Origin of the sequence: Parvimonas parva, from assembly GCF_045866535.1 — a bacterium.
In the GTDB taxonomy this organism is placed as follows: domain Bacteria; phylum Bacillota; class Clostridia; order Tissierellales; family Peptoniphilaceae; genus Parvimonas; species Parvimonas parva.
Map to the genome: position 1 here is coordinate 198,671 of NZ_AP038371.1, position 25,746 is coordinate 224,416.

26 protein-coding genes are annotated in these 25,746 nt (G+C 28.5%); 21 read left to right on the forward strand and 5 right to left on the reverse strand.

What is annotated here, in order from left to right; all coding sequences use genetic code 11:
• Positions 1-47 precede the first annotated feature (47 nt).
• From ACKTSI_RS01020 to ACKTSI_RS01035, 4 genes are all read left to right on the forward strand, one after another.
• Positions 48-647 carry an ECF transporter S component gene (locus ACKTSI_RS01020; RefSeq protein WP_311525654.1) on the forward strand — a complete coding sequence of 200 codons (600 nt, stop codon included), beginning with the start codon at positions 48-50 and terminating at the stop codon, positions 645-647.
• Between the two features lie 200 nt (positions 648-847).
• Entirely contained in the window at positions 848-2,212 is a 1,365-nt protein-coding gene (gene fumC, locus ACKTSI_RS01025) for a class II fumarate hydratase (protein WP_288868936.1), read from the forward strand.
• Positions 2,213-2,245: 33 nt separating this feature from the next.
• Positions 2,246-3,658 carry an aspartate ammonia-lyase gene (locus ACKTSI_RS01030; RefSeq protein ID WP_068474983.1) on the forward strand — a complete coding sequence of 471 codons (1,413 nt, stop codon included), beginning with the start codon at positions 2,246-2,248 and terminating at the stop codon, positions 3,656-3,658.
• A 322-nt stretch (positions 3,659-3,980) separates the two neighbouring features.
• Positions 3,981-4,517, forward strand: coding sequence for an isoprenylcysteine carboxyl methyltransferase family protein (locus ACKTSI_RS01035; protein WP_068474985.1), 537 nt, complete (start codon positions 3,981-3,983; stop codon positions 4,515-4,517).
• A gap of 69 nt (positions 4,518-4,586) precedes the next feature.
• Here ACKTSI_RS01035 and ACKTSI_RS01040 read toward each other — a convergent pair whose 3' ends face one another.
• Positions 4,587-6,323: a M3 family oligoendopeptidase gene (locus ACKTSI_RS01040; protein ID WP_068474987.1), complete on the reverse strand. Its 1,737-nt coding sequence runs from the start codon at positions 6,321-6,323 to the stop codon at positions 4,587-4,589.
• Between the two features lie 18 nt (positions 6,324-6,341).
• Positions 6,342-6,698 carry a Spx/MgsR family RNA polymerase-binding regulatory protein gene (locus ACKTSI_RS01045; protein WP_068474990.1) on the reverse strand — a complete coding sequence of 119 codons (357 nt, stop codon included), beginning with the start codon at positions 6,696-6,698 and terminating at the stop codon, positions 6,342-6,344.
• 559 nt (positions 6,699-7,257) lie between these two features.
• On the opposite strand from ACKTSI_RS01045, the gene ACKTSI_RS01050 reads away from it, so the two are divergent.
• The 7 genes from ACKTSI_RS01050 to ACKTSI_RS01080 all read left to right on the forward strand — a co-directional run bounded on the left by ACKTSI_RS01050 (position 7,258) and on the right by ACKTSI_RS01080 (position 13,847).
• Positions 7,258-7,581 (forward strand): PadR family transcriptional regulator, encoded by a 324-nt coding sequence (locus tag ACKTSI_RS01050; protein ID WP_068474993.1) that lies wholly within the window; start codon positions 7,258-7,260, stop codon positions 7,579-7,581.
• Positions 7,574-8,557, forward strand: a complete 984-nt coding sequence (locus ACKTSI_RS01055; protein WP_201275551.1) for a DUF1700 domain-containing protein — start codon at positions 7,574-7,576, stop codon at positions 8,555-8,557. Before ACKTSI_RS01050 ends, ACKTSI_RS01055 begins: the two co-directional genes overlap by 8 nt.
• Positions 8,547-9,638 (forward strand): hypothetical protein, encoded by a 1,092-nt coding sequence (locus ACKTSI_RS01060; RefSeq protein ID WP_407862917.1) that lies wholly within the window; start codon positions 8,547-8,549, stop codon positions 9,636-9,638. Before ACKTSI_RS01055 ends, ACKTSI_RS01060 begins: the two co-directional genes overlap by 11 nt.
• Before the next feature lie 602 nt (positions 9,639-10,240).
• Positions 10,241-11,092, forward strand: coding sequence for an NAD(P)-dependent oxidoreductase (locus ACKTSI_RS01065; RefSeq protein WP_407862918.1), 852 nt, complete (start codon positions 10,241-10,243; stop codon positions 11,090-11,092).
• Positions 11,093-11,100: 8 nt separating this feature from the next.
• Positions 11,101-11,931, forward strand: a complete 831-nt coding sequence (locus tag ACKTSI_RS01070) for a sulfurtransferase (RefSeq protein ID WP_288868157.1) — start codon at positions 11,101-11,103, stop codon at positions 11,929-11,931.
• Between the two features lie 42 nt (positions 11,932-11,973).
• Entirely contained in the window at positions 11,974-12,810 is an 837-nt protein-coding gene (locus ACKTSI_RS01075) for a sulfurtransferase (RefSeq protein WP_407862919.1), read from the forward strand.
• Between the two features lie 80 nt (positions 12,811-12,890).
• Positions 12,891-13,847 carry a heterodisulfide reductase-related iron-sulfur binding cluster gene (locus ACKTSI_RS01080; protein WP_407862920.1) on the forward strand — a complete coding sequence of 319 codons (957 nt, stop codon included), beginning with the start codon at positions 12,891-12,893 and terminating at the stop codon, positions 13,845-13,847.
• 12 nt (positions 13,848-13,859) lie between these two features.
• Here ACKTSI_RS01080 and ACKTSI_RS01085 read toward each other — a convergent pair whose 3' ends face one another.
• The 3 genes from ACKTSI_RS01085 to ACKTSI_RS01095 are packed head-to-tail and all read right to left on the reverse strand — an operon-like array spanning position 13,860 to position 15,871.
• Positions 13,860-14,573, reverse strand: coding sequence for a TIGR04283 family arsenosugar biosynthesis glycosyltransferase (locus tag ACKTSI_RS01085; RefSeq protein WP_407862921.1), 714 nt, complete (start codon positions 14,571-14,573; stop codon positions 13,860-13,862).
• A 1-nt stretch (position 14,574) separates the two neighbouring features.
• Positions 14,575-15,216 carry a TVP38/TMEM64 family protein gene (locus ACKTSI_RS01090; RefSeq protein WP_068475017.1) on the reverse strand — a complete coding sequence of 214 codons (642 nt, stop codon included), beginning with the start codon at positions 15,214-15,216 and terminating at the stop codon, positions 14,575-14,577.
• On the reverse strand, positions 15,209-15,871 hold the full coding sequence (locus tag ACKTSI_RS01095; RefSeq protein WP_407862922.1) for a TIGR04282 family arsenosugar biosynthesis glycosyltransferase: 663 nt from the start codon (positions 15,869-15,871) through the stop codon (positions 15,209-15,211). Before ACKTSI_RS01095 ends, ACKTSI_RS01090 begins: the two co-directional genes overlap by 8 nt.
• Positions 15,872-16,053: 182 nt before the next feature.
• On the opposite strand from ACKTSI_RS01095, the gene ACKTSI_RS01100 reads away from it, so the two are divergent.
• The 10 genes from ACKTSI_RS01100 to ACKTSI_RS01145 all read left to right on the forward strand — a co-directional run bounded on the left by ACKTSI_RS01100 (position 16,054) and on the right by ACKTSI_RS01145 (position 25,654).
• A complete protein-coding gene (locus tag ACKTSI_RS01100; protein WP_407862923.1) occupies positions 16,054-16,395 on the forward strand; it encodes an arsenosugar biosynthesis-associated peroxidase-like protein in 342 nt (113 codons plus the stop codon).
• Between the two features lie 107 nt (positions 16,396-16,502).
• Positions 16,503-17,441 (forward strand): arsenosugar biosynthesis radical SAM (seleno)protein ArsS, encoded by a 939-nt coding sequence (arsS, locus tag ACKTSI_RS01105; RefSeq protein ID WP_407862924.1) that lies wholly within the window; start codon positions 16,503-16,505, stop codon positions 17,439-17,441.
• Between the two features lie 38 nt (positions 17,442-17,479).
• Positions 17,480-18,181: a TVP38/TMEM64 family protein gene (locus ACKTSI_RS01110; RefSeq protein WP_407862925.1), complete on the forward strand. Its 702-nt coding sequence runs from the start codon at positions 17,480-17,482 to the stop codon at positions 18,179-18,181.
• 8 nt (positions 18,182-18,189) lie between these two features.
• Positions 18,190-19,158 (forward strand): aminoglycoside phosphotransferase family protein, encoded by a 969-nt coding sequence (locus ACKTSI_RS01115; protein WP_288868165.1) that lies wholly within the window; start codon positions 18,190-18,192, stop codon positions 19,156-19,158.
• 283 nt (positions 19,159-19,441) lie between these two features.
• Entirely contained in the window at positions 19,442-19,924 is a 483-nt protein-coding gene (gene greA / locus ACKTSI_RS01120) for a transcription elongation factor GreA (RefSeq protein ID WP_068475035.1), read from the forward strand.
• A gap of 35 nt (positions 19,925-19,959) precedes the next feature.
• Positions 19,960-21,417: a lysine--tRNA ligase gene (gene lysS, locus ACKTSI_RS01125; RefSeq protein WP_231698865.1), complete on the forward strand. Its 1,458-nt coding sequence runs from the start codon at positions 19,960-19,962 to the stop codon at positions 21,415-21,417.
• A 9-nt stretch (positions 21,418-21,426) separates the two neighbouring features.
• Positions 21,427-21,732 carry a hypothetical protein gene (locus ACKTSI_RS01130; RefSeq protein WP_068475043.1) on the forward strand — a complete coding sequence of 102 codons (306 nt, stop codon included), beginning with the start codon at positions 21,427-21,429 and terminating at the stop codon, positions 21,730-21,732.
• Between the two features lie 16 nt (positions 21,733-21,748).
• Positions 21,749-22,939, forward strand: a complete 1,191-nt coding sequence (locus tag ACKTSI_RS01135) for a DegT/DnrJ/EryC1/StrS aminotransferase family protein (RefSeq protein WP_201275536.1) — start codon at positions 21,749-21,751, stop codon at positions 22,937-22,939.
• A 2-nt stretch (positions 22,940-22,941) separates the two neighbouring features.
• Positions 22,942-23,826 (forward strand): UTP--glucose-1-phosphate uridylyltransferase, encoded by an 885-nt coding sequence (locus tag ACKTSI_RS01140; protein ID WP_068475049.1) that lies wholly within the window; start codon positions 22,942-22,944, stop codon positions 23,824-23,826.
• A 1-nt stretch (position 23,827) separates the two neighbouring features.
• Positions 23,828-25,654, forward strand: a complete 1,827-nt coding sequence (locus ACKTSI_RS01145; RefSeq protein ID WP_407862926.1) for a polysaccharide biosynthesis protein — start codon at positions 23,828-23,830, stop codon at positions 25,652-25,654.
• Positions 25,655-25,746 lie beyond the last annotated feature (92 nt).

Sequence of the window (25,746 nt, forward strand, 5' to 3'; positions counted from 1 at the left end):
GCCCTAAAGATAGGCGTTTTTTTTATGCTAAAATTTAGGAGGTTATTATGAATAAGAAAAAATTCGGTATTTCAGAAATTACAAAAATTTCAATTTTGGCATCAATAAGTGTACTTTTGATGTTTATTAAAGTTCCATTACCTTTTGCACCTACATTTATGGAAATGGATATTGCAGAATTACCTGCATTAATTGGAGGCTTTGCTATGGGACCTTTAGCAGGTTTTTTGATTGTGTGTATAAAAATTTTGTTAAATATTGTAATTAACGGAACAAAAACTTTTTATGTTGGAGAACTTTCAAACTTGATAGTTTCATCAACTTTCGTTTTAACAACAGCTTTTATTTACAAAAAAAATAAAGGCAAAAAATCAGCGTTACTAGGACTTTTAATTGGTAGTATTTCAATGTCTTTAGTTGCAACTTTGAGCAATTATTTTGTTATATTTCCACTTTATGCAAAGCTTTTAAAGATTGATTTAAATGCTTTTGTTGGAATGGTTGCAAAGATAAATCCACTTGTAAAGAGTTATTTTACATTAATGATATTTTCAATTTTACCTTTCAATCTTGTAAAAACATTTGTTACATCAATTGTAACAACATTGTTGTATAAAAGAATTTCGCCTATTTTAAAAAGAAAATAAATTAAATTGGACTGTGTTTAAGAGCATAGTCTTTTTTTGTTGTTTAATTTTAATTTGAAATCAAACAAATATGAAACAGTTGTGCATTATGATAACAAATCGTTATTTTATTAATTACTAAACAAAAATATGTTTTTTTAAAAATTTTATGTTATAATATGTGTGTATGATTAAAAATAAAATTTGTAGGAGGGTTTTTAATGGGTTATAAGATTTATAAAGACTCTATCGGAGAGATAAAAGTAGATAGCGAAAAATTTTGGGGGGCTACTACGCAAAGAAGTTTTGAAAATTTCAAAATTGGAAATTACAAAATGCCGACAGAGGTTATAAGAGCTATGGCAACTGTTAAATATGCTTGTGCTATGGCAAATTATGAGCTTGGCGATTTGAACAAGGAAAAATTTTCTGCAATAGAAGAGGCGATTAGAGAAATTTTTGCAGGGAATTTAGATGAACATTTTCCTCTTGTTATTTTTCAAACAGGAAGTGGTACTCAAACTAATATGAATTTGAACGAGGTTATTGCAAATTTTGCAAATCAAAAGGTGGGAAAAACTTTAATTCATCCTAATGATGATGTAAATAAATCTCAAAGTTCAAACGATACTTTTCCAACTGCTTTACATATCGCTTGTTTAGATGTTATAGATAGAAAACTTATTCCGTCAATGAAAAATTTGATTTCGGCTTTTAAGGTTTTTGAAGAGGCTAATAGTGATATTATAAAAATTGGTAGAACACATTTACAAGATGCTGTGCCTATAAAAATTTCTCAAGAATTTAGCGGTTATAGACATTCTATTGAAAAATGTTTAGAATATATTGAATTTACAAGAAAAGGTCTTTTAGAAATTTCACTTGGAGCAACTGCCGTTGGTACCGGAATAAATACAAAAGAAAATTTCAAAAACATTGTTGCAAAATATGTTTCTAAAATTACAGGAAAAGAATTCAAACCTGCTGAAAATTTCTTCCATTCACTTACTATGAAAGACGCTGTTGTTGTTTCTCATGGAGCAATTAAAGCACTTGCAATGGATTTAATCAAGATTGGAAATGATATAAGATTTTTGGCTTGTGGACCTCGTTGCGGTTTTTCTGAAATTGAAATCCCTGCAAATGAACCGGGCAGTTCAATTATGCCGGGTAAGGTAAATCCAACTCAAATAGAGGCTCTTACAATGGTTTGTGCCAGAGTTTTAGGAAATGATACGACTATCAGCTTTAGTGCATCTCAAGGAAATTTTGAGCTTAATGTTTATATGCCGATTATAATTCATAGTTTTGTTGAATCTGTAAATTTACTTGCAGATGCAATGGATTCATTCGTTAAAAACTGTGTAAAGGGTATAAAGGTAAATAAAGAAGTTGTTGACAAGTATTTGAGTGAATCTTTAATGCTTGTAACTTCACTTAATCCATATATTGGATATGACAAAGCCAGTCAATGTGCAAAATATGCTTTTAAGGAAAATATCACTTTGAAAGAGGCAGTTTTACACTTCGGTTATTTAACAGAGTCAGAATTTGATAAAATTGTTGACCCTAAGAAAATGGTTTAAATTTTAAATTTATATAGATAAAAGGAGATAATTATGGAAGCAAAACAAGGATATAGAGTTGAACACGATTGTATTGGGGAATGTTTAATTCCAGAAAATGCTTATTACGGAATTCATACTCAAAGAGCGACAGAAAATTTTAAGATTACAAGAAGAAAAACAAATCCTGAAATGATTAAATCTGTTGCAGAAATTAAAAAAGCTTGTGCTATTACAAACTTTGAGGCAGGAGTTTTAAGTGAAGAAAAGAAAGATGCAATAGTTTATGCTTGTGATGAAATTATTTGGGGAAGATATTTAGATCAATTCATCGTTGACCCGATTCAAGGGGGAGCAGGAACAAGCCACAATATGAATGCAAATGAAGTAATTGCAAATATCGCTATCGAGCATTTAGGTGGAAAACTTGGAGATTACTCAATTATTCACCCAAATGATGATGTAAATATGGGACAATCTACAAATGACGTTTACCCAACAAGTGGTAAAATTGCACTTATCAGACTTTTAGAAGAAACTATCGACAGTTTATATGAATTAGAAAAGGCTTTAGTTTTTAAAGCAAAAGAATTTGACGATGTTATTAAAATGGGAAGAACACAAATGCAAGATGCTATTCCTATTAGACTTGGACAAGAATTTAGAGCATATTCAACAGTTATCTCAAGAAATATTAAATTGTTCAGAACAGCTTGTAGAGTTTTAAGAACTGTAAATATGGGAGCAACTGCAATCGGAACAGGACTTAATGCAGATGTTAGCTATATGGATAAAATCGTAAAAAATCTTGCACAAGTTACAGACTTGGAATTAGTACAAGCAGATGACTTAATTGACGGAACACAAAATATTGACGTTTTCGTTCACGTTTCAGGGCTTGTTAAGAGCTGTGCAATCAGTATGTCAAAAATTGCAAACGACCTAAGACTTATGTCATCTGGTCCAACTTGCGGATTTGCAGAAATCAACTTACCTGCAAGACAAGCAGGTAGCTCAATTATGCCCGGTAAAGTAAACCCGGTAATCCCTGAAGTTGTATCACAAGTAGCTTTCAACTGTGTTGGAAATGACGTTGCAGTTACAATGGCAGCAGAAGCAGGACAACTTGAACTTAACGCATTTGAACCGGTTATTTTCTACAACTTATTTGAATCAGTAGAAACAATCGGAAGAGCAGCAAGTACATTCGTTCACAACTGTATCTTAGGAATTACTGCAAATGCAGAAAGAACTAAAAATATGGTACACAATAGCTACGGAATAGTAACAGCATTCGCACCACATATCGGTTACGAAAAATCTGTTGAAGTTATTCATAAAGCTATTGAACAAAACTTACCTGTAAAAGCAGTTTTAATCTCAGAAAAAATTATGACTGAAGAAGAAATCGACAATATCCTAGACGTGTTCTCAATGACTACACCTGGAATTGCAAAAAGAAAATAGATTGAAAAAATAGAGCCAATAGGAGCCTTTGGGGCTCTATTTTTTTTACGAAAAAAAGATATTGAAATTATGGTAAAAAGTTCAATTTTATGTTAAAATAAATATGAATTTACGATTCTCGTGTAAAAGAATATTTATTTCATCATATTTACCTTTTTAAATTTATCAAAATGGAGATATGTTCAAATAAATATGAGTTTACGATTCTCGTGTAAAAGAATATTTATTTCATCATATTTACCATTTAAATTTATCAAAGTGGAGATATGTTCAAATATTCTTAATTGCATTGAATATTATATAACAATTATTTGGGGGTAATATGAGTTATATGATTTATGCTATTGTTGTAGCAGTTTTTATTATTAGATTATTTTTTCTTAAAATTTCAATTAAAAACGAGAAAAAAATAATTAAAGACGGTGGAAGAGAGTATGGAGTAGAAAATTCTAAGAGAATTACTATCTTACATATATTATTTTATTTATTCTGTCTTATTGAGGCGATTATTAGGAAACCAAACTTTGATAAAATCAGTTTGCTTGGCTTGTGTTTAATAGTCTTTTCAATATTTATGCTTTATACGGTTACAAGATTGTTAAAGGATATTTGGACAGTTAAACTTATGATTTTAAATAATCATAAATTTGTTGACCATTGGCTTTTTAGGAATGTAAAGCATCCGAACTATTTTTTAAATATTTTACCTGAATTAACAGGGCTTGCTTTACTTTGTCATGCGTTATATACAGCTATTGTAATTTCTCCTTTTTATATTTTTGTAATGTATATTAGAATTAAAGAGGAAGAAAAATTGTTAAAAGAAATTATAATTCCAAATGGAATAAGAGAAAACTAAAAAAATGTAATATTCAATGCAAACAAAAGGACAGCCTGTGAGCTGTCCTTTTAAAATGCTAGTCGTTTATTATTTACTTGTTAATTCTATAAATTCGTCGATTTGAACTTTTATGCTTTCTAATGATTTTAACCAGAAATCTTTTTTAGTTAAGTCGATATCCATAACTTTTGCAACGTCTTCACAAGTGTTGATTGTTGTTGCTCTTAAAAGCTCTTGATATTTTTCTACAAATCCATTTGGATTTTCTCTGTAAATTGCATAAAGTCCTCTTGAGAAAAGTCCACCAAATGAGTATGGATAGTTGTAATATGAGAAACCTGCTGAGTAGTAATGAGGTTTACAAGCCCACATAAATGGGTGGTAAGTTTCTTCGTCAAGTCCGTCGCCATAAGTTTGTTTTTGTGCATTTCTCATAATTTCTTCAAGTTCTTCACTCATCATAAAGTGGTCAAGTTTTCTTTCAAAAACTTCTTTTTCAAATAAAAATCTTGAATAAATATCAACTGTAATTTGCGCACAGTCTGAAATTTGTGATTCCATTAAAGTTATTTTTTCTTTTTCATTTGCCTCTTTAAGTGATGCAGACATAATCAAGTTTTCGTTGAAAATTGAAGCTGTTTCAGCAACTGGCATTGAATAATCCCAATTTAATGGTAAATGATTTTCAACATGAAGTCCATGATAAGCATGTCCTAATTCGTGAGCAAGAGTTAAAACAGAAGAAAGGCTTCCATCAAAATTCATCATTACTCTGGATTGTTTTATAAATGGAAGATTGCTACAAAAAGCTCCACCAACTTTTCCTTTTTTAGGGAAGTAGTCAACATAATTGTTGTCAAAAGCTCCTTTAACCATTTTTACCATATCATCTGAAAAAGTTGCAAAATGTTTCAATAAGAATTCTTGAGCTTCTTCAACTGTGAAAGTTCTGTCGCTTTCTCCGATACTTGCAAACAAGTCGTAGAATTTTAATCCGCCTTCATAGCCTAAAAGTTTTGCTTTATGTTTGAAAAATCTTCTAAAATGTGGAAGATAATCTTCAATACTTGACCAAAGAGCCTTTAAAGTTTCTTCTTTTAATCTTGCGTTGTGTAGAGATTCTTCAAGAGCAGATTCAAAACCTCTCATCTTTGAAGTGGTATTTACTTCTTGTTTTATATTGTTAAGTGAAAAGGCGATTGAATCTTTTATGCTGTCATAAAGTTTCAATTCCTTATAAAAAGCCTCTTTTCTAACATTTGCGTCCGGAGAATAAGCCAAGTTTCTAATTTCACTTAAAGTTTTTTCTTCTCCATTAAATTCGATAGACGCCTTTGAAGTTAAAAAGTTAAACATAAATTCCCAAGCATTTGAGCTTGAAAGTTTCATCTTTGCGATAACTTCTTCAATATCCTCAGGTAAGATATGTTTTAAAGCATCTTTTTTAGTTTTAAAGAAATATTCATATTCCTTTAAATAATCGTCTTTTGTAATGTCAACAGTAATTCCACCTAAAAAATTATCCATTTTTGTAAAAGTTTTTGCATAATTTGAAAGCTTTGCGCTTAAATTATTGCTATAATAAGTAGTTTTTTCATCTGTTGTGTTAATTGCTTGATTAAGCTCGATGAATGAAAAAACTCTATAAATTGTAGTATTAACTTCTTCCAAGATTTTTATAACTTTTTTAACACATTCGATATTATCTTCTAAATTTAATTTTTCAAAATCTAAAAGTAAAGTATCTATTTTTTTAAAATCGTTTTGAAATTCATCACTATCGTAGGACGGATAAATTTCAACTAATGAATATTGTTGCTCCATTTTTATCTCCTTTATTGATTATTTTTTTAATAAAATTTGCCATTCGTTTTCCTTGAATCCGATAAGAAAAACTTCATTTTCTTCGTCGATTAAGATAGGTCTTTTGATAAGTGAGCCATCATTAACCAGCATTTCAATAGCATCTTCAACAGAAAGCGAACTGAAATTTTCTTTCAAATTCAAATCTCTGTAAGTTTTACCACTTGTATTAAAAAGTCTTTTTATTCCCATATAGCCTTGAACAAGTTCAAGTTGAGCCTTAGTAGGAGTTTCTTCCTTAAGATTGATTTCTTTAAAATCGATTTCGTGCTCCTTTAAAAATTTCTTAGCTCTTTTACAAGTAGTACAGTTTGGATACTCAAAAAAAAGTTTCATATAATACCTCCAATATAAAATTTATGTATTTAATATTATTAAATTAGAATAACGTTATTTTATAACTCTATATTTATTATATCATAACGTGAGAAAGAAAATCAACAAAAGTTTAAATGTATAAATTTACAAAGAAAAAATTAAAATTTAAAAAAATATTATAAAAGGTATTGTGTTATAAATAGTAGTGTGCTATAATAATCTTAAAGTTGAGTATCAACTTTAAGATTATTTCATCAAAGTTTACCTTAAACAAATTATAAAAAAGTAAACTTTGATCTAATAGGTGCATGGGTTATTACTTATCTTTAGCTAAATAGTTACACCGTAACTTTATTAAAGTTATAAAAAAGAGGTTTCGATGTAATAGGTGCATGGGTTATTACTTATCTTTAGCTAAATAGTTACACCGTAACTTTATTAGAGTTATAAAAAAGAGGTTTTGATGAAATGGGAGCATGAACTATTCTACAACGTCCGTCATAAATATCTAAAGTTAAATAAAGTTAGAGCTAGAAAAAATAATCAACATTTATATAAATCAAAAAAGGAGGTAAAAATGGATACGCAAATTAAAAAGGGTTTGTTAGACCTTTGTGTCTTGAGTTTTTTAAGGGACAAAGATATGTACGGTTATGAAATCGTACAAAACATTTCAAAATCTATCGAAGTAAGCGAAGGAACAATCTATCCAATCCTTAGACGTCTTAGTAAAGAGGGTTTTTTTGAAACTTATATTGTTGAGTCGAATGAAGGACCTGCAAGGAAGTATTACAGAATTACTGTTTCCGGTATAGAGCATTACGAAAAGCAACTGGAGGCTTGGGAAACTTTAAAAATAGGAATGGATAATATTTTGAAAAGAGGTGAAAGTAATGAATAAAATTGAATATTTAGATGTATTAAAGGACTATCTTTTAAAATCTTATTCAGAGGAAGAAAGTTTGGATATTTTAAGAGATTATGAAGAATATTTCTTAAATGGTAAATTAGACGGCAAGACTGAATCTGAAATTATTTTGGAATTAGGCTCTCCTAAAAAAATTGTTCAAGAGCTTAAAATGGAAGATAGAGAAGTTGTAAAAAAAGACGGAATATTTTCAGGTCTTAGCAGGAAGTTTGACAACTGGTTTGAAAATGGTCTTTCAAGTCAAAATGGAAGTATGGGAATTTTAGAAAACAAAGCCGATAAGTTTTTTGAAAAATATGGAATATTTGCATTTATGTTTTTTGCAATATTTTCAGTTTTTCAAATTATGTTAGGATTGAGATTTTCTGTTGGCTTAACAATAATGCTTGGAATTTTTACAATTTCAATGTCATTTTTGGTTAGGACAAATAAAGGCTTTGATACAAAACAAGGTCGATTTTTAACAAGTATAAATATTTTGTTTATAATGTTCTATTTGTTTCTTGCACTTAAAGGAACGCTTGATATTTTAGAAATAGGATTTTCTTTTTCATTTTGGCTTGCGATAATAAACCTGATTCTGATATCCATATTTTCAAAGGGAATGTTTTTCCTTATGATAATTTCACTTATTTTTGCAATGCTACTTATATTGTTAGGTGGAATTTGGTTTTTCTTTGTTGTAATTACAGTTACAGGTGTTGGCGTTGCAATCTTCTTAACTCCAATAACATTAACAGCACTATCATCACTATCACTTAGCTTTTTGTGGATAATATTCCCGATAATGCTTGCAATAGGACTTTTTATGATGATGTGTATTGTAATTAAATACTATTCAATAGCTATATATAGAATGGTTTTGAATTATAATAACTGGATAAAGACAAAATTTATGTACTCAAGAGTTTATGGAAGTAAAACAAAGGAGGACGAAAATGAAAGGTAAAAATTTTAAGCTAAAAGTATTGGCAATAGCATCAGCTTGTTTAATCGTTGTCGGATTTACCGGCTCATACTATATGTTAGCCGAAATTCAAAGTGGAATTGACAGAGAAGTTATGAAAAATACCACTTATAAAATTAAAGAAATACTAAAAACTGAAAAAGAAATAAAATATATAGACCTTAGTAAATATAGAGGCCATAAAGTTGAAATCAAAAAAAGTAAGGATAACTTTAATCGTATAACCGTTACTTACAAGGATAAATATTTTGATAATGAGGCAAAAATTGACGAAAAAAATGAAAATAAAGTTGATATTATAACAAGACGAATGCCATTTGAAGAAAGAGATAGATTTGATATAGTTAAAAGAGAAGTTGAAAACGCAGTAATCTATAACAGAATTAATCATTACTTTGGTAGAGAGTCTGTTAATGAAGATAATACTAAAATAGTTTTAGAAGTTAAAAATCCTATTGAACTTATGAGAACTTTTAATTATAGTAAAGATGATGTTGATAAAACTTTGCTTAAAAACGAATTGACTTTTAGTGCATACGATAGACATTTATTTAATACAAGAGAATTTGAAAATTCACTTAATAGATTTGAAGAATTTACAATAAAAGATGTAAATTATGAAAAAATTGAAATTCCAAATACAACAATAAAGAAATTAAATTATATTGCTGATGAAATCGAAAAGTTGACTATTGAAGGAAATAATTCAATTTATAGAGAGGATAACAGAACAAATGTAAATGTAGATGTAAAAAAAGTTAAAGACTTCGTTGAATTGGATTTAAGAACTTTAACAACAGATATTAACATAAACGGAGCAAAAAAAGTTGTTATAGCAGGTAGATCTGAAAGTATTGAATTTGTGGTTAAGTACAAGGATAAAGACGGAGAAAAAACTTTTATAATAAATAGAAGCGAAAATCGTAACTATAGAAACAAAGATAAAGAAGTTGTTAGAAAAGTTATAAATATTGATAGCGAAAAAATCTTTAGAACATTGATGGATAGCGATTCAATAAAAGGAAATTTACAAAGAGTAACGGACTTAAAAGAAGTTAAATAAGTAAGGAAAAGTCATAGAGTAAAATCTATGGCTTTTTTAAATTTATCTAAAAAAGTTTAAAAATATGTTTAAAAACTTTATTTAATGCGATAAAATAAATTTACTATTACAATGCGTGAGTTGAATAGTGAAATTATTTTTATAATGAATATAAAGAATAAAAATTAAAGCAAAAAAAGATGACGGCAAATACCCTCATCTTTTTTATATAGGAAAGTTAATTACATTCGACAAGGAATAAGTTATTAATAGTTTATTACCAAAACTTTGGGGAGGATTGTAAAAACAAAACTTATGTTGTCAGTATGTAAGTGTGGTAGCGAAGAAAAGGAAAACTTATGGGAGGAGTTTATTATCTTTAAACACTACCACACACTTAATATATACCTTAAATTATATTTTTAAAACATAAGAAGACAATTTTTCATAAAAATATTTTTTTATAATTTTTGGTCTCACATCATTTACAAATGTACAGTAAAATTTTAATAGCATATATCAAAAATATTTTTTATACTTTAAAAAATTATTAAAATGTTTTATAATTAATGTGTATAAAAATATAAGCAATTTTTATATAAATAAAATTAAAGGAGATTTTTATGAAAATTGGATTTATTGGAACTGGAATAATGGGATCGTATATGGTTTTAAATTTATTGAAAAATAATTTTAGTGTTGATGTTTACAACAGAAATCAAGAAAAAGCAAAAAAATTAGAAAAATTTGGTGCTGTTTGTAAATCATCTATAAAAGAATGTGTTAAAGATAAAGATTTTGTTATAACCATTGTTGGATATCCTAAAGATGTAGAAGAAGTTTATTTTAATGATGGAATTATTGACAATGTAAATAAAAATACGATTATAATTGACATGACAACAAGTGATCCTAAACTTTCTGAAAAAATTTATAAATTGTCAAAAGAAAAAGGAATTAATGCTTTAGATGCACCTGTAACAGGTGGAGATACTGGAGCAAAAAATGCTTCTCTTACTATATTTGTTGGTGGCGATATTGATGTTTTTGAAAAATCAAAACCAATTTTTAACGCTTTAGGTAAAAATATTGTTTATCAAGGTAAAGAAGGATTTGGACAACAAGCAAAGCTTTCAAATCAAATTATGATAGCAGGGGCTTTGGCAGGAGCATGTGAGGGAATTTATTATGCAAAATCTGTAGGTCTTGATGTAAAAACTGTTTTTAATGCAGTAAAAGAAGGTTCTGCATCAAGTACACAGCTTTTAAAAAATATTCCTGCTATTTTAGATAATGATTTTTCTGCTATGTTTTATGCAAAACATTTTTTAAAAGATTTAAAACTTGCAAATAGCTTTTTACCTGATAGAGGATTTGAAGTTTTTAAAGATGTTTTAAAAGTGTTTGAAGAACTTTCAAAAGAAGGTTATGGTGAATGTGGAACTCAAGTTTATTATAAACATTTAGAAAAGTAGGGAATGTTATGTTTAAAAATAAATTTATTGTAAGAAAAGATTTTATATTAAAAAATAGAAATAATGAAAATTTTATAGTTATAGATGCAAGAGGAATTAAACTTACAGAAAATGATTTTGTTTATGATAAATCTATAATTTTAGATTACAAAGAGTTTTCTTTTTTATCAATAGATGTAGGAGATTATTATGATAATGTTCCTTATTCTAAAGAAGTTTTAATAAAAAAATTTTTAAAATATAATATAGATAATAATAAAATTGTATTAGTATATACTAATACAAAAAACTATAATTCTATGGGAGAAGACGGAAGAATAAAATATCTTTTAAATTTATGTAATATTGATTGTTATATATTAGATGGAGGAATTGATGAAGTTATAAGGTCTGGATTTTATAAGAAAAATGATAAAACTATAGATGTAAGTATAGATTTTATAAATAAGCCTTTTTTAGAATATGAAAGTTCAATTTTAACTAAAGAACTACTTTCATGTTATAAAGATAAAAATATTAAAATTGTAGATGTAAGGTATAAAGAAGAATATGATGGAACTATGGTTTTTGATGATTATGTAGGAGGTCATATAAAAGGTGCAATAAATTTTCCTCATATAAAAATTTATGATAATGATGGGTATTTATTAGATAACAAAAAAATAGAAAAAATGATTATAGAAATGAAAATTTCAAAAAGAAATACAATCATATTATATTGTTCAACTGCTTTAAGAGCTACATTAATTTTTGAAATTTTTAAAATGTTAGGTTATAATGTTAGAATTTATCACGAATCTTTTGCTTTATGGAGTAATGTAGCAGATATAGAAATCTAATTGTAATATTAAAAAATTTGATAATTTAATAAGGGGTTTGTTATGTTTAAAAATGATTTTGTTGTAAGAAAAGATTTTATTTTAGAAAATAGAAATTGTGAAAATTTTGTTGTAATCGATGCAAGAGGGGATATGTTAAAGGTTGGAGATTTTATCTACGATAAGGCTGTTGTTTTGGATTGGAAAGAATTTACTTTTTTGAACGGACAAGATTGTAAATATGTTGGACTTCCTTTTGAAAAAGAGCTATTACTTGAAAAATTTTCAAAATATGGAATAAATAAAGATTCTAAGGTTTTAGTTTATATAAACACTACAAAAAATTGTGGTATGGGAGAGGACGGAAGATTTAAGTTTTTATTAAATTTTTGTGGAATTGAAAGCTACATTTTAGACGGTGGAGTAAATGAAGTTTTAAAAACTGAATTTGTTAAGGAGATAACTGACGAGTCTATGTTACAAAAGTCAAATATAGATTTGGAAAGCCCTGCATTTTTAGAATATGAAAAGTCAATTTTAACAGATGAGTTGCTTAATATATACAAAAACGAAAATGTGAAAATTTTGGACGTTAGGTATGAAGAGGAGTACAAAGGTCATATAATTTTTGGAGAAAAATTCGGTGGACATATAAAAGGCTCAATGAGTTTTCCATATACCAAAATGTATGATGATGAGGGATATTTGTTGTCTAATGAAAAAATAGAAAGTTTGATTTTGAATAAGGGAATTTCAAAAGAAGATGAAATTATTGTCTATTGTACGACAGGAATTAGAGCGTCAATAGTTTATGAAATATTAACTATGTTGAATTTTAAAGTTAGATTATATGATGAATCATTTTCAAGATGGTGCTTTGTAGGTGAATACGAAGTCTAGACATATTGAAAATTTGTAATTGTTTATGTTGAATTTGTTAAGGGTAAATTCTAGTTAAATAATTACATAAAGAGGAAATAATGAAAGAATATTTAAACAAAGTCGCTGACGAATGTATTCATTGTAGTGCTTGTACGAAAAAATGCTCGTTTTTAACTAAATATGAAATCGACTTGGGAGAGTTTGCGAAAAATCCTTCACTTGCTAAGAGTTGTTTTATGTGCGATAGTTGTCTTAGAGCTTGTCCTTTGGATTTAGACGGAGCAGAAGTTGCCATTGCACATAGAGAAGATTTAGGTGGCTATGGGGCTGTAAAGTTTATGAAATCTCCCTACAAGTTTAGAAATAATTCAAAGATAAAGTCAAAGGATATTTTGATGTTCGGTTGTGCTTTTCCGGGACATTATCCTGAAACTACAAAGTATTTGATTGACTTGTTTGAGGGTAAAATGGACTTTTCCATTGATTGCTGTGGAAAACCGCTTGAAGATAGTGGACTTATTTCAGATTTTGAAAAAAATTTAGAAAGACTTAAAAAAATGTATAAAGAAAAAGGCGTTGAAAGAATTGTAACTATGTGTCCGAATTGTTTTTACTTTTTTAAGAGTAAATTGGATGTAGAGGTCATTTCAATTTATCAAAAATTGCAGGAAGAAAATCTTTTGAATGTGATTGATGATGAGGCAGAAATTTTTATGCCTTGTCCTGATAAAAGAACGAATGAACTTCTAAAACAAATTAAGCCTTTTGTTCCGAACGGAAAAGTTAAGTTTAGAAAAGTTATGTGCTGTGGAATGGGTGGAGGAGCAAAGTCCAAGGAGAAAGATTTGGCTGATGAAATGATGAATAAGGTTAAATCGGAAATTAAGGATAATATTTATACATATTGTGCAAGTTGCTCTGCAAGTTTTGGAAAGTCAAATGTAAAAAATGTTAGGCATATACTAAGTGAAATTTTGGGTGTTAAAGAAAAAGTGGATTTAAATTACTTTAAAAACGCTTTGAAATTAAAATTTTATAAGAGAAATAGAAAATAGATAGCTTTTTAGCTATCTATCTTTCATATTATTGTAAATTTTATTTAATTCTTTTGTATCGACACCTTTAAAATACATTATTTTTAATTTGTGCATCTTAAAAATTGTTTTTAGGGTGCCATTTTTTTTGAATCTTCTGGAAGAAGAAATTATTTTTTCGTTTAATAATTTAAAATAATTTTTATTTTTTATATGTTTTTTTATATCTATGAAAAATTGTAAATCTTCCATAATCGGAATATTTCTAAAGCCGTTTATATCTTCAAACAGTTTTTTTGTTATAAAAATACTTTGGTCACCAAAACAAATTTTAAAAAGTTTTGCTCTAAGGTTTGAAAGATATGCAATTATCGACAAAAGTATTGAGTTTGGATTAAATTTTATTTTCAACCCACCACATTTAATATTTTCATTTTCTATCAAATTTTTTATTTTTTTATCAATATCATAATTTAAAAATTCTGAATCGGCGTGAATGAACCACAAAATATCACAATCCGTATATTTTACGGCAGTATTCATCTGCGTACTTCTGCCTTTTTTTGAAATCAAAAGTTTATATTCTATCCCTTTGTATTCTTTTTCGACTACCTTATTTTCTTTAAAATCGTCAACTGCTTTTGAAATTATTATCTCGTCAATCTCTTTGAAATTACTCAGTTTCTCAAGTAAATTTTCAATCATTTTATCATCATTATAAATTGGAACTATAACTGCTAATTTCATATTAATTTTTATCCACTTTTTTTATCAAAATAATCGAAAATATAGTTAGCAACAAAAAGCCTAAAAGAGAAATTACAAATTCTACACTATATACATTTATCGCCTTATCTCCAACATTTAAAAATACAAATGTTCCTGGAATGATTCCCAAAAAAGTTGCAAGAGAATATCTTAAAAATGAAATTTCAGTAAGTCCTGAAAGATAATTTATTACATTATACGGAGCGATTGGCAATAATCTCAACAAAAATATTATCAAAAATCCATTATTCTTTTCTATTGCAATCATCTTGTTATACCATTTTTCGCTTATCTTAGTTTTAAATAGCTCTATGACTTTATCTTTTGCAAATTTTTTTGCCATTACAAACATTATGGAGCTGTTAATCATTGCACCAATCATTGTATAAAGAACACCTTCAAAAAGACCGAATGAAATTCCTGCCGCGATTGCCAAAATTGGAACGGGAAAGAAAAATATCGGTAAAATTGAAAATAGTAAAATGTAAATGAATGATGCATTTTTACCATATCCTTGAATTATATTTCTAATTTTTTCAGGAGTGAAAATTTTGAAAATATAATAAGATATAATAACCATAAGAATAACTGAAATTAAGGTAATAATTTTTTTCTTACTCATTGTAACACTCCTTTAATAGTTTTTTTAGTTTTTCATATTCTGAAAAATTCATTTCGTTTTTTACAAAAAAATCCAAATCTTCTTTATTGTCTATATCTCTTAAAATTCTAGCACTTGTATAGCTTAAATTTTCTTTTTCTAAAACTTTTATAGTATTTTCAAAAACTGATTTAGTTTCAAAAATTTTTTCGTCGAATAAATTTTTACATAGCTTTTTTAAGCCTATTAGATAATATCCCTTGTCGAAAGTTTTGTTTATACAGGCATCGAAGTCATCTAAGCTTTTAAGTGCAGTCTCTATATCTTTTTTGGAAATAGTCGGAATGTCAGTTCCGATTAAAATAACTTTTTTATATCCCATTTCAAAGGCTTTTTTAAATGCAAAATTCATTTTTTCTCCGAAAGGATAATCGCCTTGAGAAAAAATATTTTTTTCAAAGGCAAAAAATTTTTTATTTTCTTCATTTAATTTTTCAAACTCCGTTATGAATAACAAAATATCGGAAAAATCATTTTTGCAAACGGATATAGTATCCAAAACCATTGCTTTATGTATGCTTAAAACCAGATTTGTGTCAATATCTTTGCTAAGTCTTGTCTTTACTTTATTCTTTGACGGAAATCGTGTAAAAATTATAACAGCATATTCTTTCATAAAATCACCATATATACTTTAACATAAAATATGAAATATTAAAAGTCATTTTTGGTAAAAACATTGTTGTATAAAAAGTTCTTATAATTGCACATAAATCCATAAAAAAATCTTATTTGAAAGAGGATGAAAAATGATATATAATTTTATTATGAAAATATATATTTAAGGAGTGTGTTTTTATGAATAACAATTATTTTGAAAAGAAAGATTTAGGCAATTTTGCAAATGGAGTTTTAGGTGAAGAAGCTAAAAAATTATGGGACGAATTTTTAAAATATTATGGAGATAGTACTTCAGATGGAGCTTTAACAAAGAGAGAAAAGGCACTTTGTGCATTAGCTGTTGCTTTTAGTGCACGTTGCCCATATTGTATAGATGCATATACTCAAACTTTGATTTCAATGGGAGTAACTGAAGAACAATTAACAGAAGTTTTACATGTTGCATCTTCAATGCAAGCAGGTATAACACTTGTAAATGGTTTTACAATGAAAAACACTCTTTCAGAAATTAAATTATAGGAGTTGATAATATTTTTAATTTAATTAAAAGAAATTTTGAAGAAGAACAAGAACGGGAAGATGAAAAGATTTCATTTTCAAATACAATAGAATTTTCGAGAAAAGTTTTGGAATGTTTAAATTATATTCCAAAATTTTTTGAAAAAGTTGAAAATAAAAAATTTTTATATACTTCAAGTATGGATACAATGCAACTTAATATAGGAAAGATTTGTAATCTCGCCTGTAAGCATTGTCATGTTGAGGCAGGACCTCATAGAAAAGAGTATATGAAAAAAGATATTATGGACGATTGCTTATATGTTTTTAAAAAACATAATTTCAAAGTTATGGATATAACAGGTGGTGCACCTGAAATGATGCCTAATTTTGAATATTTAGTTGAGGAGTCCGGAAAGATTGCGAAAGAAGTAATTGTCAGAACGAATTTAACAATTTTATTAGATGAAAAGTATTCACATTTAATAGATTTTTATGCTAAAAATAGAGTTACAATTTTTTGCTCTCTTCCTTTTTACACAAAGGAAATTACCGACGGTGTAAGAGGTGTCGGAGTGTATGAGGACTCAATAGAGGTTTTGAAAAAATTAAATGCTGTGGGATATGGTAAAGAATTAGCTTTGAATTTAGTTTACAATCCTGATGGTGCTTTTTTGCCTGATTCACAAGAAAGTTTAGAAACTGAATATAGAAAAAAATTGTTAGATGAATACGGAATTATTTTTACAAATTTATTTACGATAACTAATAATCCAATCGGTAGATTTGGTATGCGACTTTATAAAAAAGATAAACTTAAAAATTATATGCTTAAACTTTTTAACGCTTATAATGAAGATACAGTTGAGTTTTTGATGTGTAGAAATGAAATTAATGTATCTTATGACGGTTATATTTTTGACTGTGATTTTAATCAAGCATTAGATTTAAAGATAAATTCGGATAAAGTACATATTTCAGATTATAAAAATTGTGATTTTCCAAAGAGAAAAATCGCTCTTGGAAATCATTGCTATGGTTGTACTGCAGGGGCAGGTAGCTCTTGAGGTGGAGAAATTAGTTAGACGTGTTCTAAGGAGGAAAAATGAAATTAAAAAAATCTACGATTATAAAAATACTAACAGTTTTAGCCATTGTGCTGATATGTATTTTTGTTAAGCCGGTTAATGATAAGATAAAGGAATTTATTTTGTTATTTAAAGGCTCAAGTACAGACGAAGTTTTAGAAAATGTAAAGAAATATATTTTATCATATGGAAATTGGGCAATTTTCATTTCATTTATGTTAATGGTATTCCAATCAATCGCCGCACCTATTCCTGCGTTTTTTATAACATTTGCAAATGCAGCTATATTCGGTTGGCAATTTGGAGCAGTTTTATCTTGGACAAGCTCAATGGCAGGTGCGATTCTTTGCTTTTACATTGCAAGATTTTTAGGAAGAGAAACTGCTGAAAAATTTGCAACAAAATTTGCTCTTGATGAGGTGGAAATTTTCTTTGACAGATATGGAAAATATACAATATTAATTGCAAGACTTTTGCCATTCGTTCCGTTTGACCCGATAAGTTATGCAGCAGGACTTACTTCAATGAGTGCTTGGAGTTTTATCTGGGCGACAGGACTTGGTCAATTACCGGCAACTATAATCTATTCATATATTGGCGGAACTTTAACAGGTGGCTCAAAAACTTTTGTTACAGGATTATTTATTTTATTTGCAGTTTCAATTTTGGTTTTCTTAATAAAGAAAATTTACAATGAAAAACATAAAAAAGTAAATTAGGAGAAATTTTGAAAGAAGTAATAGATTATATAGAAAAAAATAAAAGTAAATTAGGAATTAATAACTATGAAATTACTTTTTTGCAACAGGGAGAATATAATATAAATTATCTTCTAAATACGGATAAGGGAAAATTCGTCTTAAGACTTAATTCAAGAAGTCAGATGAATTTACCAAATCAGATAAGATATGAGTACGACACTCTTAAGTTTTTAGAAAAATCTGGCGTTACACCAAAGGCCTATTATGTTGATGATTCTTCTGAAAAGTTATTAAACGGTGTTATTCTAATGGAGTATTTGGAGGGTAGGCCACTTATTTATGAAAAAGACGGAGAAGTTGCAAGTAATATATTTGCAAAAATTCATTCGCTGGATGTTTCTTCACATAGTGAATTTATCGTTGAAACAAATTTATTTCAAGATAGGATAAATGAGGCAAACTTTTGGCTTAAAGACGTTTTTTCAAGTAAAAAAGTAAGTGATGAACAAAAACACTTTTTTGATAAATTTTTAAATTACCTTGAAAAAAATAAAAGTGATGAAAAATATTTTGAACAAAATAGAATTTTATGTTTAAATAATACGGAAGTTAATTCCAATAATTTCATAATTGGAGATAGAGGTTATTTGATAGACTGGGAGAAAGCTGTTGTTTCAGACCCTTGCCAAGATATAACACATTTTGTAGTCGTTACAACGACAAAATGGAAAACGGATTATATTACAACAAGAGAATATGAAGATAACTTCTTCAAAAATTATGAAAGATTTTTAAATAAAAAAATAAATATTAAAGAAAGAGTAAATTTATATAAGCCATATATGTATTCAAGGGCACTTAGTTGGTGTATTAATGCTTATCTTGAATATCTTGATGAGGATAAGCTGATAAAAAATATGGATACTTTTGAAAAGGTAAAAGAATTTACAGATATTAATTTTATGAAAAATTTGTTAAAAGATTATTTTAACTAAAGTGATATTAATAGCCTCTGGATAGTAAAAGCCAAAGAGGCTATTTTTATAAAATATTCCATTTGAAAGAGTGAGATTTTTTTAGGAGAGTTTTATGGATAAAACAGGATTATTATTTTGGGGATTTTTAGTTGTTTATGGAATTTTTATGCTTATGATTTCCCCACAAAAAGTTTCGTTAGGTGGATTTTTTATCATTTAAAACAGTCAAAAATTGACTTTTTCTTCTGTATTTAGTATAATAATACGAATAGAATTATAATTTTTTATAAGGAGAAGTGTTATGGACGAAAAAGAGATATTTTTGACTGCTGAGGGGTTAAAAAAATTAGAATTAGAATTAGAAGAATTAAAAACTGTTAAGAGAAAAGAAATAGCAGAAAAAATAAAAATTGCAAGAGATTTTGGAGACCTTTCTGAAAACTCTGAATATGATGAGGCTAAAAATGAACAAGCTCAAATAGAAGAAAAAATCGTAAAACTTGACAATATGATTGCTAATGCAAAAATAATTGAAGAGGTAGAGATAGATACCAATACTGTTAGTGTTGGAGCTACTGTTAGTTTAGTACAAGTTGCTACTAAGAAAAAAATGGAATATACAATTGTAGGTTCTGCTGAAAGTAATCCTCTTGAAGGAAAAATTTCAAATGAATCTCCGGTTGGTAGAGCTATTTTAGGAAAGAAAAAAGGAACTAAAGTTCAAGTTCAATTACCAAATGGAAATGTTGTAGATTATAAAATAGAAGATATAAAGAGAAATTAAGGAGTGATATAGTGGAAGAACAAAATCTAAATGAGATGCTTTTGGTTAGAAGACAAAAGCTACAAGAATTGATAGAAGCGGGAAAAGACCCACACGAAATTGAAAAGTTTGAAGATATAATTTATTCTAAAGAAATAAAAGATAATTATGAAAATTATGAGGGAAAAGTTGTTAGACTTGCAGGACGTATTATGACTAAAAGAGGTCATGGTAAAGTTTGTTTTATGGACTTGCAAGACTTTTCAGGAAGAATCCAACTTTTCAATAAGCTTGATGTTTTAGGCGAAAGCTATGAAGAAGTTAAGTCTTTAGACCTTGGGGATATTGTTGGTGTTGAAGGGGAAGTTTTCACAACTCATGCCGGAGAAATTTCTATTAGAAGTTCACAAGTTGTTTTACTTACAAAATCACTTCAACTTTTACCGGATAAATTCCATGGATTAAAGGACGTTGACTTAAGATATAGACAAAGATATGTTGATTTAATAGTAAATCCTGAAATTAAAGACGTTTTTGTTATGAGAAGTAAGATTATTTCTTCTATTAGAAAATATCTTGACAGCAGAGGCTTCTTGGAAGTTGAAACTCCAATTTTAAATACAATTGCAGGTGGTGCAAATGCAAGACCTTTCATCACTCATCATAACACTTTAGACATTGATATGTATTTAAGAATTGCCAATGAATTATACTTAAAGAGATTAATCGTTGGTGGTTTCGATAAAGTCTATGAAATGGGAAGAATGTTTAGAAATGAAGGAATGGATAAACTACACAATCCTGAATACACTGCGATAGAATTGTATCAAGCTTATGTTGATTATGAAGAAATGATGAGACTTTGCGAAGAAATGGTTTATACTGTTTGTATGGAAGTTGTTGGTAAATCAGAAGTTGAACTTCAAGGAAAAGTAATTGACTTTAAACCACCTTGGAGAAGAATTTCAATGGTTGATGCTGTAAAAGAATATGCAGGAATTGACTTTGAAACTATTTTAACTGACGAAGAGGCAAGAGCGATAGCTATTGAAAAGAGAATAGAAGTTACTGAAAATACAACAAGAGGAGAAATTATTTCTCTATTCTTCGAAGAGTTCTGTGAAGAATATATGGTTCAACCGACTTTTGTTACTAAGCACCCGGTTGAAATCAGTCCACTTGCTAAGAGAGACCCTCAAGATAAGAGATATACTCAAAGATTTGAGGCTTTTGTAAACTGTGGAGAAATTGCAAATGCATTTAGCGAATTAAATGATGCAATAGACCAAAAGCAAAGATTTTTAAAACAAGTTGAAGCCAGAGAAAATGGAGATGATGAGGCACAAATGATGGACTATGACTTTATCAATGCGCTTGAAATCGGACTTCCTCCAACTGGTGGTATGGGAATTGGTATTGATAGACTTATTATGTACCTTACAAATCAAGAAACTATAAGGGATGTTTTACTTTTCCCAACAATGAAACCTATGATTGAAAAAGATAGCGAATAGGAGCTTTTTATGAAGAAAAGAAATTTATTAGCACTTTGTTTAGTTTGTTTTTCTTTTGTTGGTTGCCAAAGTTTTCATACAGGCAAAGTCGTTATTGAAGATAATAAGACAACAGGAGAAAAAGTTACAAATGTTGAATATATAGTTGTTGATGAGTCCGATAAAGAATCTTTAATTAAAAATATTAAAGAGGGTAAAGGTGCTGTTATTGACAGAAGTAAAAAGAGTGCTGATTTAGATGATAATAACAGTGCTAAGATTACTACTGATTCTAACGAAAATAATAGTAACAACAGCAAAAATAACAATAGATAGGATAGTGATTTAATATATGAGAATAGAATTTTCTCCACCGGACATTAGCCAATTAGAGATTGACGAAGTTGTTGACGCTTTAAAATCAGGTTGGATAACTACCGGACCAAAGACAAAAAAATTAGAACAAGAGCTTTCAGTTTTAACAAATACAAATAAAACTGTTTGCTTAAATTCTGCAACTGCTTGTATGGATCTTACTTTAAGACTACTTGGAGTTGGAGCAGGAGATGAAGTTATAACTTGTGCATATACTTATACTGCATCTGCAAGTGTTATTGACCATGTTGGTGCAAAGATTGTTTTAGTTGACTGTAACAAAGAAGATAAGTTTATGGACTTAAGCGCTTTGGAAAATGCTATTACTGAGAAAACAAAGGTAATCATTCCTGTTGATTTGGCAGGGAAACCTTGTAAATACGATGAAATTTTTAAAATCGTAGAGAGAAAAAAAGCTTTATTTAAACCTAATAATAAACTACAAGAAAAAATCGGAAGAGTTATAGTTATGGCTGATGCTGCCCATTCATTTGGAGCTAAATATAAAGGGCAACCAAGTGGAAGTGTTGCAGACTTTACTTGTTTTTCATTCCATGCAGTTAAAAACTTTACAGTTGCCGAAGGTGGCTCTGTAACTTGGAATAAAAATTTAGGTTTAGATGATGAAGAAATTTATAGAGAATTTCAACTGTTATCTTTACATGGACAGTCAAAAGATGCTCTTTCAAAAATGAAACTTGGCGCATGGGAGTACGACATTGTCGCTCCGAACTACAAATGTAATTTAACAGATATCGCCTCCGGAATTGGACTTGCTCAATTAAAGAGATATGAGGGACTTTTGAAAAGACGTTTTGAAATTGTAGAAAAGTATAATAAAGGATTTGAAGGAACTAGAGTTAAACCTTTTGTTCACTTTGAGGACGGAAGAAATTCTTGTTGTCATCTTTATATCGTAAATATTGAGGGTGCGACTGAAAGCGAAAGAAATGAGATAATCACAAAAATGGCTGAAAAAGAAATTGCTACAAATGTTCATTATAAGCCATTACCAATGCATACTGCTTATAAAAACTTAGGCTTTGATATAAAAGATTATCCAAATGCTTATGAAAATTATAAGTCTGAAATAACTTTACCACTTCATACTTTATTAACTGATGAGCAAGTTGACTTTGTAATAGAGAATTTGAAGGCGTTGGTGTAATTATGAAGATAAAAAAAGTTGTTATACCGACTGCCGGACTTGCAACAAGAATGTTCCCTGCAACAAAGGCTGTTCAAAAGGCGATGCTACCGATTTTTGATAAGCCAACTTTGCAATATGTTATTGAAGAAGCTTTAGATGCAGGAATTGATGAAGTAATACTTATTGTAAATGAAGATTATTTTACAATCGATAAACATTTTAATGTTCCGATTGATGAAAGAGTTAAGGCATCAAAAAATGTTTCTGAAAAAGATATAAAAACATTAGAAGAAGTTTTGAAATGCAAAATAAAATTCATTGTTCAAAAAGAACAAAAAGGATTAGGTCATGCAATTCTTTGTGCAAAAGAGGCTGTTAATGGGGAAGATTTCTGCGTCATTTTGGGTGATGTTATAATTGATTGTAAAGGGAAATCTTGTACAAGTAGGCTTGTGGATATTTATAATAAATATGATAAAACTGTAGTTGGTGTTGAATTTGTTCCTGACGAAAAAAGACATAACTACGGAATATTAGAAGGAAAAGAAATAGAAGATAATATTTTTGATTCTACAAGGCTTATAGAAAAACCGAATATCGATGAAACAAATTCTAATTTAGCAATGGTTGGAAGATATATTGTTAAAAATGAAATATTTGATATTTTAGATAATCAAAAAGCCGGTAAAAATGGAGAAATACAATTTACCGACTCATTAAACGAACTGACTCTAAAAGGAGAATTGCTAGGACATAGATTTGACGGAAAAACTTATGATGTTGGGAATAAAACCGGTGTTTTAATTGCAAGTGTTGAGTATGGTTTGAGAGATGAGTTAAATAGAGATTCTATAAAAGAATATTTAAAAAATTTGGTAGCATCAGATTTTAAATTGGGAGAGTAAAATGGCTAGAAAAATTTTTTTGATGATATTGGATATAATTGTAATTAATCTTTGTTACTATCTAGGTTTTCTATTAAAATTTGATTGGAAAATTCCTACTAGTTACTGGAATATGTATGTTAGGTGGATAGTTCCTATAATTTTAATAAAAATTATTATATTTGTATTGTTTGGACTTTATAGAACGATGTGGAGATATGCTGATTTTAAAGAGTTATTTAAAATTTTTATGGCCATAACCGTTGCAAATGTAGTTACAGGAATGTTTTTAATCTCAATGAATGTTGGATTTCCAAGAAGCGTTATAGCTCTTGTATTTGTAATAGATATGTTTTTTGTTACAGGAACCAGATACCTTTCACAAGCTAGAAAAAATTTAGTTTTTTCTATTCCGGTTGATAAGGTTAAAAGGGTTTTGATAATCGGAGCAGGAGATGCTGGAGTTTTAATGTTAAGTGAACTTAGAAAACATAAAGAGCTTGGATATAAAGTAGTTGCATTTATTGACGATGATAAAAATAAAATAGGAACTGAACTTTTGGGAATTCCTGTTATCGGAGGAAAAGAAAAAATTATCTCAGCTATAAGTGAATATAGGGTTGATGAGGTTATTTTAGCTATGCCTTCAGCTAGTAGAGAAGTTCAAAAGGATATTTCAGATATTTGTTCAAAACTTTCTATGAAGGTAAAAATAATTCCCGGAATGTATGAATTGATTGACGATAATAAGTTAAATGTAAGAGATTTAAGAGATGTTGAAATCGGGGATTTGCTTGGACGTGATGAAATTAAATTGGACCAAGAGATACTTAATGATTTCTTAGGAGATAAGACAATTTTAGTAACCGGTGGAGGAGGCTCTATTGGTTCTGAACTTTGTAGGCAAATCGCAAAATTCAATCCGAAAAGATTGATAATTTTGGATATTTATGAAAATAATGCCTACGAAATTCAAATGGAATTGTTAAGACATTATAAAGATTTGGACTTGGTTGTAGAAATTGAATCTATAAGAGATGCAGTTAGAATGGATATTATATTTGAAAAATATAAACCTAATGTAGTTTTCCATGCAGCTGCACATAAACATGTTCCACTTATGGAAAACAGTTCAACTTCTGCAATAAAGAATAATATTTTCGGAACTCTAAATGTTTTAAATGCCTGTGATAGACATGGCGTTGAAAAATTTGTTTTGATTTCAACAGATAAGGCTGTAAATCCAACGTCTGTAATGGGAACGACAAAGAGAGTTTGTGAAATGTTAGTTCAAACTTTTAATGAAAAATCAAAGACTGAATTTGTTGCAGTTAGATTTGGAAATGTTCTTGGCTCTAACGGTTCGGTTATTCCTCTTTTCATAAATCAAATAAAAGAGGGTGGACCTGTTACGGTTACTCATGAGGATATAATAAGATACTTTATGACTATTCCTGAGGCTTGTCAACTTGTATTACAAGCCGGAGCGATAGCAAAAGGTGGAGAAATCTTTATACTTGATATGGGTGAACCGGTTAAGATAATTGATTTGGCTAAGAATCTTATCAGGCTTTCAGGCTTTGAGCCTTATAAGGACATTGATATAAAGATTACCGGACTTAGGCCGGGAGAAAAACTTTATGAAGAACTTCTATTAAATTTGGAAAATTCAGTAGCAACTGAGTATGAAAAAATATTTATAGAAAAACCGATAGTTCATGATGTAGAAGCACTAAAAGACGGTCTTGAAAGACTTGATAAAGTTAAAAATACTTTGGATAAAAAAGATATTACAGATATATTAAAAGATATAGTTCCAACATTTAAACCAGATTTGATAAATAAATAATATTTTGTTATAAAACTTCGTTTAAAATTATTTTTTACGAAGTTTTTGTTTTAAGTGGATATTTATTTGTTAAATATTTTGTACATTTGTAA

Bases quoted from the DNA above. Each gene is read 5' to 3' on its own strand.
- ACKTSI_RS01020 (WP_311525654.1), top strand. From the start codon at position 48: ATGAATAAGAAAAAATTCGGTATTTCAGAAATTACAAAAATTTCAATT.
- fumC (WP_288868936.1), top strand. From the start codon at position 848: ATGGGTTATAAGATTTATAAAGACTCTATCGGAGAGATAAAAGTAGAT.
- ACKTSI_RS01030 (WP_068474983.1), top strand. From the start codon at position 2,246: ATGGAAGCAAAACAAGGATATAGAGTTGAACACGATTGTATTGGGGAA.
- ACKTSI_RS01035 (WP_068474985.1), top strand. From the start codon at position 3,981: ATGAGTTATATGATTTATGCTATTGTTGTAGCAGTTTTTATTATTAGA.
- ACKTSI_RS01040 (WP_068474987.1), bottom strand. From the start codon at position 6,323: ATGGAGCAACAATATTCATTAGTTGAAATTTATCCGTCCTACGATAGT.
- ACKTSI_RS01045 (WP_068474990.1), bottom strand. From the start codon at position 6,698: ATGAAACTTTTTTTTGAGTATCCAAACTGTACTACTTGTAAAAGAGCT.
- ACKTSI_RS01050 (WP_068474993.1), top strand. From the start codon at position 7,258: ATGGATACGCAAATTAAAAAGGGTTTGTTAGACCTTTGTGTCTTGAGT.
- ACKTSI_RS01055 (WP_201275551.1), top strand. From the start codon at position 7,574: ATGAATAAAATTGAATATTTAGATGTATTAAAGGACTATCTTTTAAAA.
- ACKTSI_RS01060 (WP_407862917.1), top strand. From the start codon at position 8,547: ATGAAAGGTAAAAATTTTAAGCTAAAAGTATTGGCAATAGCATCAGCT.
- ACKTSI_RS01065 (WP_407862918.1), top strand. From the start codon at position 10,241: ATGAAAATTGGATTTATTGGAACTGGAATAATGGGATCGTATATGGTT.
- ACKTSI_RS01070 (WP_288868157.1), top strand. From the start codon at position 11,101: ATGTTTAAAAATAAATTTATTGTAAGAAAAGATTTTATATTAAAAAAT.
- ACKTSI_RS01075 (WP_407862919.1), top strand. From the start codon at position 11,974: ATGTTTAAAAATGATTTTGTTGTAAGAAAAGATTTTATTTTAGAAAAT.
- ACKTSI_RS01080 (WP_407862920.1), top strand. From the start codon at position 12,891: ATGAAAGAATATTTAAACAAAGTCGCTGACGAATGTATTCATTGTAGT.
- ACKTSI_RS01085 (WP_407862921.1), bottom strand. From the start codon at position 14,573: ATGAAATTAGCAGTTATAGTTCCAATTTATAATGATGATAAAATGATT.
- ACKTSI_RS01090 (WP_068475017.1), bottom strand. From the start codon at position 15,216: ATGAGTAAGAAAAAAATTATTACCTTAATTTCAGTTATTCTTATGGTT.
- ACKTSI_RS01095 (WP_407862922.1), bottom strand. From the start codon at position 15,871: ATGAAAGAATATGCTGTTATAATTTTTACACGATTTCCGTCAAAGAAT.
- ACKTSI_RS01100 (WP_407862923.1), top strand. From the start codon at position 16,054: ATGAATAACAATTATTTTGAAAAGAAAGATTTAGGCAATTTTGCAAAT.
- ACKTSI_RS01110 (WP_407862925.1), top strand. From the start codon at position 17,480: ATGAAATTAAAAAAATCTACGATTATAAAAATACTAACAGTTTTAGCC.
- greA (WP_068475035.1), top strand. From the start codon at position 19,442: ATGGACGAAAAAGAGATATTTTTGACTGCTGAGGGGTTAAAAAAATTA.
- lysS (WP_231698865.1), top strand. From the start codon at position 19,960: ATGCTTTTGGTTAGAAGACAAAAGCTACAAGAATTGATAGAAGCGGGA.
- ACKTSI_RS01130 (WP_068475043.1), top strand. From the start codon at position 21,427: ATGAAGAAAAGAAATTTATTAGCACTTTGTTTAGTTTGTTTTTCTTTT.
- ACKTSI_RS01135 (WP_201275536.1), top strand. From the start codon at position 21,749: ATGAGAATAGAATTTTCTCCACCGGACATTAGCCAATTAGAGATTGAC.
- ACKTSI_RS01140 (WP_068475049.1), top strand. From the start codon at position 22,942: ATGAAGATAAAAAAAGTTGTTATACCGACTGCCGGACTTGCAACAAGA.
- ACKTSI_RS01145 (WP_407862926.1), top strand. From the start codon at position 23,828: ATGGCTAGAAAAATTTTTTTGATGATATTGGATATAATTGTAATTAAT.